The 14,086-nt window shown below is 72.2% G+C and carries 16 protein-coding genes; 13 read left to right on the forward strand and 3 right to left on the reverse strand.

All coding sequences use genetic code 11. From position 1 onward, the window contains the following. Positions 1-20: 20 nt before the first annotated feature. The 9 genes from atpE (at position 21) to O2W18_RS16260 (ending at position 7,559) form a co-directional block, all read left to right on the forward strand. A complete protein-coding gene (gene atpE / locus O2W18_RS16220) occupies positions 21-251 on the forward strand; it encodes an ATP synthase F0 subunit C (RefSeq protein WP_014377627.1) in 231 nt (76 codons plus the stop codon). 55 nt (positions 252-306) lie between these two features. After that, on the forward strand, positions 307-915 hold the full coding sequence (locus tag O2W18_RS16225) for a F0F1 ATP synthase subunit B (RefSeq protein ID WP_269188487.1): 609 nt from the start codon (positions 307-309) through the stop codon (positions 913-915). After that, positions 915-1,745, forward strand: coding sequence for a F0F1 ATP synthase subunit delta (locus O2W18_RS16230; protein ID WP_269158801.1), 831 nt, complete (start codon positions 915-917; stop codon positions 1,743-1,745). Before O2W18_RS16225 ends, O2W18_RS16230 begins: the two co-directional genes overlap by 1 nt. Before the next feature lie 65 nt (positions 1,746-1,810). Further along, positions 1,811-3,448, forward strand: coding sequence for a F0F1 ATP synthase subunit alpha (atpA, locus tag O2W18_RS16235; protein ID WP_269188488.1), 1,638 nt, complete (start codon positions 1,811-1,813; stop codon positions 3,446-3,448). 2 nt (positions 3,449-3,450) lie between these two features. After that, on the forward strand, positions 3,451-4,419 hold the full coding sequence (locus O2W18_RS16240) for a F0F1 ATP synthase subunit gamma (protein WP_269158803.1): 969 nt from the start codon (positions 3,451-3,453) through the stop codon (positions 4,417-4,419). Positions 4,420-4,509: 90 nt separating this feature from the next. Further along, complete coding sequence (gene atpD / locus O2W18_RS16245) at positions 4,510-5,955, forward strand: F0F1 ATP synthase subunit beta (protein ID WP_269188489.1); 1,446 nt, start codon at positions 4,510-4,512, stop codon at positions 5,953-5,955. Between the two features lie 294 nt (positions 5,956-6,249). Next, a complete protein-coding gene (locus O2W18_RS16250) occupies positions 6,250-6,498 on the forward strand; it encodes a hypothetical protein (protein ID WP_269188490.1) in 249 nt (82 codons plus the stop codon). A 216-nt stretch (positions 6,499-6,714) separates the two neighbouring features. Then, on the forward strand, positions 6,715-7,104 hold the full coding sequence (locus tag O2W18_RS16255) for a F0F1 ATP synthase subunit epsilon (RefSeq protein ID WP_269188491.1): 390 nt from the start codon (positions 6,715-6,717) through the stop codon (positions 7,102-7,104). A gap of 50 nt (positions 7,105-7,154) precedes the next feature. Continuing rightward, the gene (locus O2W18_RS16260; RefSeq protein ID WP_269188492.1) at positions 7,155-7,559 is read left to right on the forward strand and encodes a DUF2550 domain-containing protein; all 405 of its coding nucleotides are present in this window, start codon (positions 7,155-7,157) and stop codon (positions 7,557-7,559) included. 91 nt (positions 7,560-7,650) lie between these two features. Here the strand turns inward: O2W18_RS16260 and O2W18_RS16265 are convergent, their stop codons facing one another. After that, positions 7,651-8,256: a cob(I)yrinic acid a,c-diamide adenosyltransferase gene (locus O2W18_RS16265; RefSeq protein ID WP_269188493.1), complete on the reverse strand. Its 606-nt coding sequence runs from the start codon at positions 8,254-8,256 to the stop codon at positions 7,651-7,653. An 87-nt stretch (positions 8,257-8,343) separates the two neighbouring features. Between O2W18_RS16265 and murA the strand changes: the two genes are divergently transcribed. Next, the gene (murA, locus tag O2W18_RS16270) at positions 8,344-9,639 is read left to right on the forward strand and encodes a UDP-N-acetylglucosamine 1-carboxyvinyltransferase (protein ID WP_269188494.1); all 1,296 of its coding nucleotides are present in this window, start codon (positions 8,344-8,346) and stop codon (positions 9,637-9,639) included. A gap of 67 nt (positions 9,640-9,706) precedes the next feature. On the opposite strand, the gene O2W18_RS16275 is transcribed toward murA, so the two are convergent. Beyond that, entirely contained in the window at positions 9,707-10,027 is a 321-nt protein-coding gene (locus tag O2W18_RS16275) for a hypothetical protein (RefSeq protein ID WP_269188495.1), read from the reverse strand. A 113-nt stretch (positions 10,028-10,140) separates the two neighbouring features. On the opposite strand from O2W18_RS16275, the gene O2W18_RS16280 reads away from it, so the two are divergent. The 3 genes from O2W18_RS16280 (at position 10,141) to O2W18_RS16290 (ending at position 12,963) form a co-directional block, all read left to right on the forward strand. After that, positions 10,141-12,156, forward strand: a complete 2,016-nt coding sequence (locus O2W18_RS16280) for a methylmalonyl-CoA mutase family protein (protein ID WP_269188496.1) — start codon at positions 10,141-10,143, stop codon at positions 12,154-12,156. 67 nt (positions 12,157-12,223) lie between these two features. Further along, positions 12,224-12,718, forward strand: a complete 495-nt coding sequence (locus tag O2W18_RS16285) for a DUF2975 domain-containing protein (protein WP_269188497.1) — start codon at positions 12,224-12,226, stop codon at positions 12,716-12,718. Continuing rightward, the gene (locus O2W18_RS16290) at positions 12,718-12,963 is read left to right on the forward strand and encodes a helix-turn-helix domain-containing protein (RefSeq protein ID WP_269170829.1); all 246 of its coding nucleotides are present in this window, start codon (positions 12,718-12,720) and stop codon (positions 12,961-12,963) included. The genes O2W18_RS16285 and O2W18_RS16290 overlap by 1 nt, the downstream gene beginning before the upstream one ends. Positions 12,964-12,987: 24 nt before the next feature. Here the strand turns inward: O2W18_RS16290 and O2W18_RS16295 are convergent, their stop codons facing one another. Continuing rightward, on the reverse strand, positions 12,988-14,055 hold the full coding sequence (locus tag O2W18_RS16295) for a Gfo/Idh/MocA family protein (protein ID WP_269188498.1): 1,068 nt from the start codon (positions 14,053-14,055) through the stop codon (positions 12,988-12,990). Positions 14,056-14,086: the final 31 nt, after the last annotated feature.

A 14,086-nucleotide genomic window follows, 5' to 3' on the forward strand; every position in this document is an offset into this window, starting at 1 on the left:
CACAGGAGGAACACCCCGCAATGATCGAGGTACTCGCAGAGCTCGAGGGCAGCATCGGTTCGGTCGGCTACGGCATCGCCACGATCGGCCCCGGCATCGGTGTGGGCCTCGTCTGGGCCGCCTACATCCAGGCCACCGCTCGTCAGCCCGAATCGGCTGGCCTGACCCGTACCTACGCCTTCCTGGGCTTCGCCCTGGCCGAGGCGCTGGCACTGATCGGCTTCGTCGCTCCCCTCGTCTACGGCACCTGATCCGAACTCGTCGGACGAGTTCGGTCACTGACACCCAGACGAGGACGTTGAGAGCATGAGCATCCTGGCTGCGGAGAGCGCGAACCCGCTCCTCCCGCCCGTCGGCGAGATCATCGTCGGACTGATCGCCTTCGCGGTCCTGCTCTTCGTGGTGGTCAAGTTCGTCGCCCCGCGGTTCGAGCAGGTCTTCCAGGCGCGCCGTTCGGCCATCGAGGGCGGCATCGAGCGGGCCGAGGCCATGCAGGCCGAGGCTGAGGCAGCGCTGCAGCAGTACCGGGCCCAGCTCGCCGAGGCCCGCAACGAAGCCGCGCAGATCCGGGACTCCGCCCGGGCCGAGGGGCAGCAGATCATCGAGCAGCTGCGCGCCCAGGCCCAGGAGGAGTCGGCCCGGATCGTGGCCCGCGGCGAGGAGCAGCTCGCTGCCTCCCGTCAGCAGGTCGTGGCCGAGCTGCGCGGCCAGATCGGCAGCCTGGCCGTCGAGCTGGCCGGCCGGGTGGTCGGCGAGTCGCTGGCCGACGATGCCCGCCGCAGCGGGACGGTCGACCGGTTCCTCGACGAGCTGGACGAGATGGCCGCGAGCAACCCCGCCGGGAACGGTGGGGTGCAGCCGGCCTCGGGCGCCACGACCGGCAGCACGGTCTACGTCCCCGAGGGCAACCGCTGATGGACGCGTCCAGTCGGGCTGCGATGGAGGAGTCGCGGGCGAGCCTGCAGGAGAAGTCCCAGGGGGCTCGCAGCCGCAACCACGGTGACGTCCTGCTCACCCTGGCCGACGAGCTCTTCGCCGTGGCTCAGCTCCTGCAGAGCCAGCCGTCGCTCCGCCGGGCGCTGTCGGACGCCTCCGTGCGACCCGACGACCGCGCCGGGCTGGCTCGGCGGCTGCTCTCCGGCCAGCTCGGTGCCGACACCATGTCGGTGGTCGAGACGGTCGTGCGGCAGCGCTGGTCGCGACCGCGGGACCTGGTGGAGGCCACCGAGACCCTCGCCACCGAAGCCGCACTGGACGCGGCCGACGCGCGTGGCGAGCTGGAAGGCGTCGAGGACGAGCTGTTCCGGTTCGGCCGCATCGTGGCCGGGGACGACGACCTCGCCCGCATCCTGGGTGACCGGTCCGCACCGCGGGAGGGCAAGACCGCCCTCCTCGACCGGCTGCTGGCGGGCCGGGTCAGCCCGGTGACCGAGCGGCTGGTGCGGAACGCGCTGACCAGCCCGCACGTCCACAACCCGGAGAACGAGGTCGAGCGGCTCTCCACGATGGCCGCCCGGCGCCGGGGGCGCTCGGTCGCCCACGTGACCTCCGCCGTCCCGTTGACGGCCGCCCAGGAGCAGCGGCTGACCGACGTGCTCGGCCGGCTCTACGGGCGGACGATGGGCCTGCAGGTCCAGGTCGACCCCGACGTGCTCGGTGGCCTGGTCGTCCGGGTGGACGACGAGATCATCAACGGCAGCATCGCTGCGCGACTCGAGGCCAGCGGCCGGCGACTCGCCGGCTGAACCAGCTCGACCGCGACCGCGGCACCGCACCACCACAGACACCAGCAGGAAGAGGACGCAGAGCCATGGCCGAGCTGACGATCTCCGCGGACGAGATCCGCAGTGCCATCCAGAACTACGTGACCGACTACACCCCGGACGTCTCCCGGGAAGAGGTCGGGGTCGTCACCGAGTCCGGCGACGGCATCGCCCGGGTCGAGGGTCTGCCCTCGGTCATGACCAACGAGCTGCTCGAGTTCGAGGGCGGCGTGCGGGGACTGGCGCTGAACCTCGACGTGCGCGAGGTCGGCGTCGTCATCCTCGGTGACTTCTCCGGGATCGAAGAGGGCCAGACGGTCCGCCGGACCGGCGAGGTCCTCTCGGCGCCGGTCGGCGACGGCTTCCTCGGCCGGGTCGTCGACCCGCTGGGCAACGCCATCGACGGTGGCAGCCCGATCGAGAGCACCACCCGGCGCGCCCTCGAGCTGCAGGCGCCCAGCGTGGTCCAGCGGCAGTCGGTGCACGAGCCGATGCAGACCGGCATCAAGGCCATCGACGCCATGACGCCGATCGGCCGTGGCCAGCGTCAGCTGATCATCGGTGACCGGCAGACCGGCAAGTCGGCGATCGCGCTGGACACGATCATCAACCAGAAGCAGGCCTGGGCGACCGGTGACCCGGCGCAGCAGGTTCGCTGCATCTACGTGGCGGTCGGTCAGAAGGGCTCGACCATCGCGGCGACCAAGGCCGCGCTCGAGGACGCCGGCGCGATGGAGTACACGACCATCGTCGCCGCCCCTGCCTCGGAGGCCGCCGGCTTCAAGTACATCGCGCCGTACACCGGCTCGGCCATCGGCCAGCACTGGATGTACGAGGGCAAGCACGTCCTGATCGTCTTCGACGACCTGTCCAAGCAGGCCGAGGCCTACCGCGCGGTCTCGCTTCTGCTGCGCCGTCCGCCGGGTCGCGAGGCCTACCCCGGCGACGTCTTCTACTTGCACTCCCGGCTGCTCGAGCGTTGCGCCAAGCTCAACGACGAGCTGGGCGCGGGCTCGATGACCGGGCTGCCGCTGATCGAGACCAAGGGCAACGACGTCTCGGCGTACATCCCGACCAACGTCATCTCGATCACCGACGGTCAGATCTTCCTGGAGACCGGGCTCTTCAACTCCGGTGTGCGCCCGGCGATCAACGTCGGCGTCTCGGTGTCCCGGGTCGGTGGCTCGGCGCAGATCAAGGCGATGAAGTCGGTCGCCGGCCGGTTGCGGCTGGACCTGGCCCAGTTCCGTGAGCTCGAGGCGTTCGCTTCGTTCTCCTCGGACCTGGACGCCTCCAGCCGGGCGACCCTGGAGCGCGGTCAGCGTCTGGTGGAGCTGCTCAAGCAGGGCCAGTACTCGCCGTACCCGGTGGAGCGCGAGGTCGTCTCGCTGTGGCTGGGCACCACCGGCAAGCTGGACCGGGTGCCGGTGCCCGACGTGCGTCGCTTCGAGGCCGAGTTCCTGGACTTCCTGGACCGGGGCGACAGCATCGCCTTCGACTCGATCCGGACGTCGAAGAAGCTCGAGGACGACACCGTCTCCAGCCTGGAGTCCTCGGTCGAGCAGTTCTACGGCCAGTTCACCACCTCCGAGGGTGAGTCCTTGCAGGGCAACGAGCCCGAGGTCGAAGCCATGGACGCTCGTGAGCGGGGCCAGGAGACCGTCCAGGTCAAGCGGGCCGGCTGACGATGGCTGGTTCCCTCCGCGCGCTGCGCCGCCGGATCCGCTCCACCCAGTCGACGAAGAAGATCTTCTCGGCTCAGGAGCTGATCGCGGCCGCGCGCATCGTGCGTGCCCAGGCCCGGGTCGAGGCCTCCAAGCCCTACGCCCGGGAGATCACCCGCGTGCTGTCGGCCCTGGCGGGCTCGGCGAGCCTGGACCACCCGCTGCTGACCGACCGGGAGAACCCCCGGCGGGTCGCCGTGCTGGTGGTCACCTCCGACCGCGGGTTCGCCGGCTCCTACAACGTCAACGTGCTGCGGCGGACCGAGGAGCTGCTCGCCCTGCTCCGCGACGAGGGCAAGGAGCCGCTGCTCTACGTCGTCGGCCGCAAGGGCGAGACGTACTACCGGTTCCGTGACCGGGACGTCGAGGAGACCTGGACCGGGTTCTCCGAGCAGCCGGGGTACGAGGACGCCCAGGAGATCGGTCGGACTCTCATCACCGCCTTCACCGCCGGTGAGGACGACGACGAGACCGGCGGGGGTGCCGACGACGTGCTCGGCGTGGACGAACTGCACATCGTCTACACCGAGTTCCGTTCCCTGCTCTCCCAGGTGCCGGTGGCCAACCGGATGGCGCCGCTGGTCGTGGAGGAGGTCGACGAACTGCGCGACGATCGCGACGTCCAGGCCGAGGAGTCCCGCAGCAGCGACATCACCCCGGCCTACGAGTTCGAACCGTCGGCCGAGCAGCTGCTGGACGCGTTGTTGCCGAAGTACGTGACGACCCGGATCTACGCGGCGCTGCTCGAGGCAGCTGCCTCGGAGTCGGCGTCGCGCCGCCGGGCCATGAAGTCGGCGTCGGACAACGCCGAGGAGCTGGCCAAGAACCTCTCCCGGCAGGCCAACGCGGCCCGTCAGGCAGAGATCACCCAGGAGATCAGCGAGATCGTCGGCGGCGCCGACGCGCTCGTGTCGGCCAACGCCGACGACTGAGCCACCCGCCCCGTCCGCGGCGTCAGCCGCCGCGGACGGGGACACTCAACACGCGAGACCACCGAGCCCCAGGGCAGGAGAGCAGCACAGATGACCGTCACCGAGGAACGTCCGTCCAGCCAGGAGACCGTCGGCGCAGGCCGCGTCGTCCGGGTCACGGGCCCGGTCGTCGACGTCGAGTTCCCCCGCGACGCGATGCCCGAGCTCTTCAACGCCCTCAAGGTCGAGGTCACCCTCGCCGACCTGGGCAAGACGCTGACCCTCGAGGTCGCCCAGCACCTGGGCGACAACGTGGTCCGCACCATCTCGATGGCCCCGACCGACGGCCTGGTCCGCGGCGCCCCGGTGAGCGACACCGGCTCCCCGATCATGGTGCCCGTCGGCGACGTGGTGACCGGGCACGTGTTCAACGCCCTGGGGGAGTGCCTGGACACGCCGGGCTACGCCGAGGACGCCCTGCACTGGTCGATCCACCGCAACGCACCCAAGTTCGACCAGCTCGAGGGCCGCACCGAGCTGCTCGAGACGGGGATCAAGGTCATCGACCTGCTGACCCCCTACGTCCGCGGCGGGAAGATCGGCCTGTTCGGCGGTGCCGGCGTGGGCAAGACGGTGCTCATCCAGGAGATGATCCGCCGCGTCGCCCAGGAGTTCGGTGGCGTGTCGGTGTTCGCCGGCGTCGGCGAGCGCACCCGTGAGGGCAACGACCTCATCACCGAGATGACCGAGTCCGGCGTCATCAACTCGACCGCCCTGGTGTTCGGCCAGATGGACGAGCCGCCGGGCACCCGGCTCCGGGTGGCCCTCTCGGCCCTGACGATGGCGGAGTACTTCCGCGACGAGCAGGACCAGGACGTGCTGCTCTTCATCGACAACATCTTCCGGTTCACCCAGGCCGGCTCCGAGGTCTCCACGCTGCTGGGGCGCATGCCCTCCGCGGTCGGCTACCAGCCGACCCTGGCCGACGAGATGGGCACCCTGCAGGAGCGGATCACCTCCACGCGGGGCCGGTCCATCACCTCGCTGCAGGCCATCTACGTGCCCGCCGACGACATCACCGACCCGGCGCCGCACACCACCTTCGCCCACCTGGACGCGACGACCGTGCTCTCCCGGCCGATCTCGGAGAAGGGCATCTACCCGGCCGTCGACCCGCTGGACTCGACCAGCCGGATCCTCGACGCGCAGTACATCGGGCAGGAGCACTACGACATCGCCCGCGAGGTCCAGCGGATCCTGCAGCGCTACCAGGAGCTGCAGGACATCATCGCGATCCTCGGCATCGACGAGCTCGGCGAAGAGGACAAGCTCACCGTCAACCGGGCCCGTCGCATCGAGCGGTTCCTCTCGCAGAACATGTTCGTCGCCGAGGCGTTCACCGGGCAGCCGGGGTCCTACGTCCCGCTCACCGAGACCCTGCAGGCCTTCAAGGCGCTGACCGTCGGCGACTACGACCACGTCCCCGAGCAGGCCTTCTTCATGTGCGGTGGCCTCGAGGACCTCGAGCGGAACTACGACAAGCTCAAGAAGAGCTGATCGAGGACCCCTCGCCCCCGCCGCTCGCGACGGGCCCGGCGAGGGGGCCGTCCCAGCACCGCGCCACGGCCGGGCATCCCCACGGGGGTGCCCGGCCGTGGCGTTCTCCGGCGTCCTGCGCCGGTCCAGGGCGCGGAACCGGTGACGGTCCGGGTGCGGGCGGCGCCGCTGTGCTGGTGGCGCGCCACCCGATCGGATGGGCCGCACTCGGGAGCCTCAAGTTCGGGGGGCCGGGTGACGAACATGTCCACCGGAACGTCCGAGCGGCGGGCGTCATGCACAGGAGTACGACACGTGCACACCTGGCACCTGGCAGCGGCCCTGCGCAGCGGGACGTCGATGACGGCGACCTCGCTGAGCGGGACCACCCGCCACGATGCGTCACCGGACGACGCGATGGAGTGGAGCTGGCCGCCGTACGCGCCGCTGGCAGTGGGCGGTGAACCGTTCGACACGACCGAGTGGGCGCCGTCGTCGGTGGTCTGGCACCCGCAGCTGCGGCTCGGGCGCTGGACCGTGGTCTACCGCCGCACCGAGTACTGACCGCCGCCTGCCCGCACCGCTGACCGGCTTCCGGCGGCGCGCGCGGCGGGAGCCCTCTCTCCCCATCCGGGGTGTGCCCGCGGGGCCGGTGACAGCCTGTGGCGGAGGCGGGGCCACACCGCCGGTACAGTGGAGGAGACCCGCTGCCGCTCCGACCGGACCGGCGGCCCGCATCACCGGCCTGGCTCGGGCGGTCGATGACCCTGGAGGACATACGTGGCGACCCTGCAGGTCGAGCTCGTGGCCGTGGAGAAGATGCTCTGGTCCGGTGAGGCCAGCATGGTCATCGCCCGTACCACCGAGGGTGAGCTCGGTGTCCTGCCCGGCCACTCGCCCCTCCTGGGAGAGCTCGCCCCCGGGGGCGTCGTGCGCATCCGCACGGAGTCCGGCGAGGACCTGGTCGTCGCCGCGCACGGGGGCTTCCTGTCGGTGACCGAGCGCGGGGTCTCGATCCTCGCCGAGACGGCGGAGATCTCCGCCGACATCGACGTGGAGCGGGCCCGTGAGGCGCTCCGCCGCGCAGAGCAGGCCGGGGACGACCCGGAGGCGCTCGCCGCGGCCCGGCGAGCCCAGTCCCGGATCCGCGCCGCCGGCCAGGACGCCTGACCGCCGACCGAGTCCGTACCTGACCCGCCTCGGCTGACGAGCCCCGCCCGGTGACCACCGTCGTCCTGGTCCTCGTCGGGCTCTTGCTGGTCGCCCTGGTCGCCGCGTTCCTGCTGCGCCGGCGGTTCCTGCTCTCCGGGCTGGGGGCGGTCACCATGTGGCTGCGAGCTCCCGGCACCTCGCGCTGGGCCGTCGGCGTCGCCTGGTACTCCGGCGACACGTTGCTCTGGTACCGCGCGCTCTCCCTGTCGGTCCGCCCGAACCGGCGGCTGTGCCGCGCCCAGTTCCAGGTCGACGCCCGGCGTCGTCCGACCGCGGCGGACCTGTCGCTGCCCGACGACAGCGTGATCCTCACCGTGCGCACCCGAGCCGGGCCCCAGGAGCTCGCGATGGACTCCTCGACGGTGACCGGGTTCCTGTCCTGGATCGAGTCCGCTCCGCCGGTCGACCGCTGAAGAAGGGCCCTCCTGCCCCCACCGCTCGCGAGCTCGCGGCGGGCCCCTGCAGGAGGGCCGAGCACGTGCCGCCGTTGGGCTCGGGCCGGTCTCAGCTCTCGCGGGCGGCCCGCTGGGCGTGCACGCCGCTGTGCGCGCCGGGCTCCCAGAGCACGTCGCCGTCCGGGTTGGCGCTGCGGGCGAGGATGAAGAGCAGGTCCGACAGCCGGTTGAGGTACCGGGCGGTCTCGGTGTTGGTCCGCTCCACGTCGTCGGCCAGCAGTGCCCAGACGCTGCGCTCGGCCCGCCGGGCGACCGTGCGTGCCGTGTGGAGCAGCGCGGCCAGCGGGGTGCCTCCCGGGAGGACGAACGAGGTCAGCGCGGGGAGCTCGGCGTTGGCCGCGTCACAGGCTGCCTCGAGTCGCTCCGTGTACGCCGCGGTGATTCGCAGCGGCGGGTGCTCCGGCGCCTCCTGGATTGGGGTGGAGAGGTCGGCGCCCACGTCGAACAGGTCGTTCTGCACGCTGCGGAGCAGCTCGGTGACCTCGGTCGACGGCCCGCCCAGGGCGATGGCGACCCCGATGGCGCTGTTGGTCTCGTCGACGTCGGCGTAGGCGATCAGCCGCGCATCCGTCTTGGCCACCCGGGACATGTCCCCGAGGTGGGTCTGCCCGGCGTCACCGGTGCGCGTGTAGATGCGGGTCAGCCGGACGGTCATGGTCCCGAGACTAGGCCGGACCAGGCGGTGCGTCGCCACCCCCGCGCCCGGTCGGGCTCCGTCCGCACGCGCCTCTAGGCTGGGCGGGTGGACTGCTTCGAGGTGACCGGCGGGTCGTCCCTGCGCGGACGCGTCCGGGTCACCGGCGCCAAGAACAGCGCGCTGAAGCTCATGGCGGCAGCGCTGCTCGCCCCGGGCCGGACGACGCTGGACGAGGTGCCCGACATCCTCGACGTCACGATCATGAGCGAGGTGCTGCGGCGCCTGGGCTGTGGCGTGACCTTCGAGCGCTACCCGCTGGAGCCCGGCGACAGCCCGAGCGGCGGCGGGCGGGTCCTGATCGATGTCCCCGAGCGGCCCTCCAGCGAGACCGACTACGACCTGGTCCGCCGGATGCGCGCGTCGATCAGCGTGCTCGGCCCGCTGGTGGCCAGGCTGGGTACCGCCAAGGTGGCCCTGCCCGGTGGCGACGCCATCGGTTCCCGCGGGCTGGACATGCACATCGCCGGGCTGGAGCGGCTCGGCGCGACCGTGGTGAACGAGCACGGCTTCCTGATCGCGACCGCCCCCAAGCTCGTCGGCACCTCGATCTGGCTGGACTTCCCCTCCGTGGGGGCCACCGAGAACCTGGTGATGGCCGCCGCCCTCGCCCAGGGGACGACGATCGTGGACAACGCGGCCCGCGAGCCGGAGATCGTCGACCTGTGCCGGATGCTGGTCGCGATGGGCGCCGAGATCGAGGGCGCCGGCACCTCCACCATCACCGTGGAGGGCGTCCGGGAGCTGCGGCCGGTGGCCTACTCGACCGTCCCGGACCGCATCGTCGCGGGCACCTGGGCGATCGGTGCGGTGATGACCCGGGGCGACCTGGTGATCGAGCGGGCGGTGGCCGAGCACCTGAGCGTGCCGCTGGAGAAGCTCGTCAACGCCGGGGCGACCGTGGAGTCCCTGGACGACGGCATCCGGGTGGCGATGGCGGACCGGCCGCGGGGCATGGACATCGTCACGCTCCCGTTCCCCGGGTTCCCGACCGACCTGCAGCCGATGGCCGTGGCGCTGGCCGCGGTCTCCAGCGGCACTGCGCTGATCACCGAGAACGTCTTCGAGGGCCGGTTCATGTTCGTCAACGAGCTCGTCCGGCTCGGGGCCGACGTGCGCATCGACGGCCACCACGCGGTCGTGCGGGGCCGGGAACGGCTCTCCAGCGCGCCGGTGCTGGCCACCGACATCCGCGCCGGTGCCGGGCTGGTGCTCGCCGGGCTGCTGACCGACGGCGTCACCGAAGTCCAGGACGTGCACCACGTCGACCGCGGCTACCCGGACTTCACCGAGCAGCTCCGTGGCGTGGGCGTGCAGATCGAACGGACCCAGCGCCCCAGCTGACGGATCGGCCCCCTCGCAGGGGCCCGGGCCGAGCGGAGCGAGGTCTGGGGGGCGAGGGGGTCCTTCTTCAGCGCCCTCCGAAGGACAGCGCGAGCGCGCGGGCGCGCTGGAGGTCCTCGGGGAAGACCAGCACGTCGGCCCGGTGCGCGGCCGGCTCGCGGATCGTGGACCGGATGCCGGCGTCGCTCAGCACGGCCCGCAGCGCCAGCGCTGACTCCCGGCGGGTGAGCGTGGCCACCGGGGTCAGCAGCTCCTCGCGCTGCACCGGGGTGCCCGACGTGCTGTCCGAGGCGAAGGCCCAGCGGAGGAACAGCCCGATCAGCACCAGCATCAGGAAGGCGATGGCCGGCCCCACGGCGTAGTGCAGGCTCCCGGCGTCGATCGGCACGCTGACCCCCTCCGGAGGGGCGCGGCCGGCCGGCCACGAGCCCGGCCCCGAGTGTGCCACCGCGGGGGGAGGCCCGTGGCTACTGGCGAGTAACCGCCCTACACTCCGCTGGCATGCCGTTCCCTTCAGCGCCGAAGGACCGCGACCGTCCCTGGGTCATGCGCACCTATGCCGGCCACTCCTCGCCCGCGGAGTCCAACGCCCTCTACCGGCGGAACCTCGCCAAGGGTCAGACCGGCCTGTCGGTCGCCTTCGACCTCCCCACCCAGACCGGCTACGACCCCGACGACGAACTGGCCGTCGGGGAGGTCGGCAAGGTCGGGGTGCCGGTGGCGCACATCGGTGACATGCGGGCGTTGTTCGACGGCATCCCGCTGGACGAGATGAACACGTCGATGACGATCAACGCGACCGCGATGTGGCAGCTCGCGCTCTACCAGGCGGTCGCGGAGGAGCACGGTCACGACGTCGCGCAACTGGCCGGGACGACGCAGAACGACATCATCAAGGAGTACCTGTCGCGGGGGACGTACGTCTTCCCGCCGGCGCAGAGCATGCGGCTGATCACCGACATGGTCGCCTACACGGTGACGGCGATGCCGCGGTGGAACCCGATCAACATCTGCAGCTACCACCTGCAGGAGGCCGGGGCCACGCCGGTGCAGGAGATCGCCTACGCGATGAGCACCGCGATCGCCGTCCTGGACTCGGTGCGCGACTCCGGGCAGGTGCCGCCGGAGCGCTTCGGTGACGTCGTCGCCCGGATCTCCTTCTTCGTCAACGCAGGGGTCCGGTTCGTCGAGGAGATGTGCAAGATGCGCGCCTTCGGCCAGCTCTGGGACGAGCTGACCGCGGAGCGCTACGGAGTCACCGACCCGAAGCAGCGGCGCTTCCGGTACGGGGTGCAGGTCAACTCCCTGGGCCTGACCGAGGCGCAGCCGGAGAACAACGTCCAGCGGATCGTGCTGGAGATGCTCGCGGTCACGCTGTCCCGGGACGCCCGGGCGCGGGCGGTGCAGCTGCCGGCCTGGAACGAGGCGCTCGGCCTGCCGCGGCCCTGGGACCAGCAGTGGTCGCTGCGGCTGCAGCAGGTCCTGGCGTTCGAGACCGACCTGCTGGAGTACGAGGACCTGTTCACCGGCTCGGTGGTGGTCGAGCGCAAGGTCGCCGAGCTGGTCGAGGGCGCCCGGGTGGAGATCGCCCGAGTGCAGGAGCTGGGCGGCGCGGTGGCCGCGGTCGAGTCCGGCTACATGAAGAGCGAGCTGGTGGCCTCGCTGGCCCAGCGCCGGCGGCGGATGGAGAGCGGCGAGGACGTCGTCGTCGGGGTGAACCGCTACACGACCAGCGAGCCCAACCCCCTGCTGGCCGACCTCGAGACCGCGATCCAGACCGTCGACCCGGCGGTCGAGGCGGCGGCGCAGGCGGCGGTGCAGCGGTGGCGCGAGGAGCGGGCGCCCGGGGCGGTGGCCGCGGCGCTCGACGAGCTGCGCGCGGCCGCGGCCACCGAGCAGAACCTGATGGCCGCCACGCTGCGCTGCGCGCGGGCCGGCGTGACCACGGGGGAGTGGGCCGGCGCGCTGCGTGTGGTGTTCGGTGAGTACCGGGCCCCGACCGGCGTCGGTGGGGCCAGCGCCGGTGCGGCCGACGCGAGCCTGACCGAGGTGCGGGAGCTGGTCCGGCGCACCGGCGCGGAACTCGGGGGGCGGCTCCGCTTCCTGGTCGGCAAGCCCGGGCTGGACGGGCACTCCAACGGTGCCGAGCAGATCGCCGTGCGGGCCCGGGACGCCGGCTTCGAGGTGGTCTACCAGGGGATCCGGCTCACCCCGGCGCAGATCGTCTCCGCGGCCGTCGAGGAGGACGTGCACGTGGTCGGCTTGTCGGTGCTCTCCGGGTCGCACCTGCAGGTCGTCCCGGCGGTGCTGGCCGGCCTGCGGGCGGCCGGCCTGGACGACGTCCCGGTGGTCGTCGGCGGGATCGTCCCCGACGGCGACGCCCGGCGGTTGCGGGACCTCGGGGTGGCCCGGGTCTTCACGCCCAAGGACTTCGGGATCACCGACATCATGGCCGAGGTGGTCGCCGTCGTCCGGGAGGCGAACGGCCTCGCCGAGGACGCCCCGGTGCCCGTCTGAGGGACGGTGGTCGGCCCGACGGCTCGCACCTGTTGACTTTCGATCTACAGCGAGCGAATGTCGATCCATGCCGCATGTGCACCCGCTGGTGCTCCCGATCCGGTTCCTGCTCGCGGTGCTGTTCGCCGCCCTGGTCGCCGCTCAGATCTGGGTGGTGCCCGGGACGCTGCCGGACCTGGCCGACCCGTCGCTGGAGCAGTCGCTCGTGCGGGGGACGATGTTCGTGGCCTCGATCGTGGGGCTGGCGTGCGTGCAGGTCGTCGTCGTCTGCACCTGGAAGCTCCTGACCATGGTCCGGCGGGACTGCATCTTCAGCACCAGCGCGCTGCCGTGGGTCGACGCGATCGTCGTGGCGATGGTCGTCGGCTGGCTGATGCTGCTCGGCGCCTTCGTCAGCTCGTACTACTTCGTCATCGATGAGGTCAGTGACGACCCGGGGCCGCCGGCCCTCCTGCTGGTGCTGCTGCTGGTCGGCGCCGTGGTGGGGCTGCTGATGGCGGTCATGCGCGCGCTGCTGTTGCAGGCCACGACGCTGCGCAGCGACATGGAGGCGGTCATCTGATGCCGATCGTCGTGCGCATCGACGTGGAGCTGGCCAAGCGGAAGATGAGCGTCGGCGAGTTCGCCGAACGGGTCGGGCTCACCCCGGCCAACGTGGCGGTGCTGAAGAACGGCCGGGCCAAGGCCGTCCGCTTCAGCACGCTGGAGGCGATGTGCCGGGTGCTGGGCTGCCAGCCCGGTGACCTGCTCGAGTGGGTCGAGGACGAGCACGCCGAGCCGCTCGCGGTGCAGGCGGCCCACCGGTGACCGACCGATGGTCCGCCCCGGCCGTCACCCGAGCCGGACGACGACGCCCTCGGTCGCGCTGCGGCGGGCGGCGTCGAGCACGGTGAGCGAGGCGACGGCGTCCTGCGGCTCGACCGGGACCGCGCCCAGGCCGCGGACCGCGGCGGCGAACGCCGGGTAGAACGTGTCCCAGGCGCCGGGCAGGGTCGGCACCCGGTACTCGTGGTCGCCCCGCCGGACGCGGCCCCAGCGGGCCTCCGGCTCGGCGCCCCACTCCGGACCGCGGGTGGCCGGTGTCTCCCCGGCGATCAGCGCCTCCTCCTGGCCGTCCATCGGCCCGCCGACGACGTAGCTGCCGGCCGTGCCGGTGACCCGGAACCGGTTGCCCGGTGCGCCCTCGCTCCAGCTGCCGGCCAGGTGCGAACGCGCGCCGCCGGCGTGCGTGAGGGCGACGAAGACGTCGTCGTCCAGCCCGCTGTCGCGCACCCGCCACTCGGCGTAGACGGAGGACACCGGGCCGAGCAGCACCAGCGCCTGGTCGACCAGGTGGCTGCCGAAGTCCAGCAGCGTGCCACCCCCGGACGGCGCCGGGCCGGGCTCGGGGGTGAACCGCTCGAAGCGGGACTCGAACCGGGTGATCGCGCCCAGCGTCCCGGCCTCGGCCAGCGCCTGGACGGTGCGGAAGTCGGAGTCCCAGCGGCGGTTCTGGTACGGCGCCAGGGGCAGGCCGAGCCGGCGGGCCCGCTCGGCGGTGGCCCGTGCGGCCGGGGCGTCCAGCGCGAAGGGCTTGTCGCAGACGACGGCCAGGCCGAGGTCGAGCGCCTGGTCGGTGAGCGCGGTGTGGGTGTCGGCGGGGGTCGAGATCGCCACCGCCTCGACGCCGGCCGCGGCCAGCTCGGGCAGGGACCCGACGGCGGTCGCGCCCGGGTGCTCCTGGCGGAGCAGCTCGCGCCGCTCGGTCGAGGAGGTCGCCACTGCGACGAGGTCGCACTCCACCGCGGCGGCGAGCAGCGGGGCGTGGAAGTACCGGCCGCCGAAGCCGTACCCCACCAGTCCGAACCGAACGGGCTCCACCACGGTGCTCCCCACCTCGACGACGCGTGACCGGATCATCCCCTGTCCGCTGTCGCCGGCATCGAGGGGT

Origin of the sequence: Modestobacter sp. VKM Ac-2983 (assembly GCF_026967885.1) — a bacterium.
Classification (GTDB): domain Bacteria; phylum Actinomycetota; class Actinomycetes; order Mycobacteriales; family Geodermatophilaceae; genus Modestobacter.

Bases quoted from the DNA above. Each gene is read 5' to 3' on its own strand.
- O2W18_RS16265 (WP_269188493.1), bottom strand. From the start codon at position 8,256: ATGACCGTCCGGCTGACCCGCATCTACACGCGCACCGGTGACGCCGGG.
- O2W18_RS16290 (WP_269170829.1), top strand. From the start codon at position 12,718: ATGCCGATCGTCGTGCGCATCGACGTGGAGCTGGCCAAGCGGAAGATG.
- O2W18_RS16225 (WP_269188487.1), top strand. From the start codon at position 307: ATGAGCATCCTGGCTGCGGAGAGCGCGAACCCGCTCCTCCCGCCCGTC.
- O2W18_RS16280 (WP_269188496.1), top strand. From the start codon at position 10,141: ATGCCGTTCCCTTCAGCGCCGAAGGACCGCGACCGTCCCTGGGTCATG.
- O2W18_RS16295 (WP_269188498.1), bottom strand. From the start codon at position 14,055: ATGATCCGGTCACGCGTCGTCGAGGTGGGGAGCACCGTGGTGGAGCCC.
- atpD (WP_269188489.1), top strand. From the start codon at position 4,510: ATGACCGTCACCGAGGAACGTCCGTCCAGCCAGGAGACCGTCGGCGCA.
- O2W18_RS16285 (WP_269188497.1), top strand. From the start codon at position 12,224: ATGCCGCATGTGCACCCGCTGGTGCTCCCGATCCGGTTCCTGCTCGCG.
- atpA (WP_269188488.1), top strand. From the start codon at position 1,811: ATGGCCGAGCTGACGATCTCCGCGGACGAGATCCGCAGTGCCATCCAG.
- O2W18_RS16230 (WP_269158801.1), top strand. From the start codon at position 915: ATGGACGCGTCCAGTCGGGCTGCGATGGAGGAGTCGCGGGCGAGCCTG.
- O2W18_RS16240 (WP_269158803.1), top strand. From the start codon at position 3,451: ATGGCTGGTTCCCTCCGCGCGCTGCGCCGCCGGATCCGCTCCACCCAG.
- atpE (WP_014377627.1), top strand. From the start codon at position 21: ATGATCGAGGTACTCGCAGAGCTCGAGGGCAGCATCGGTTCGGTCGGC.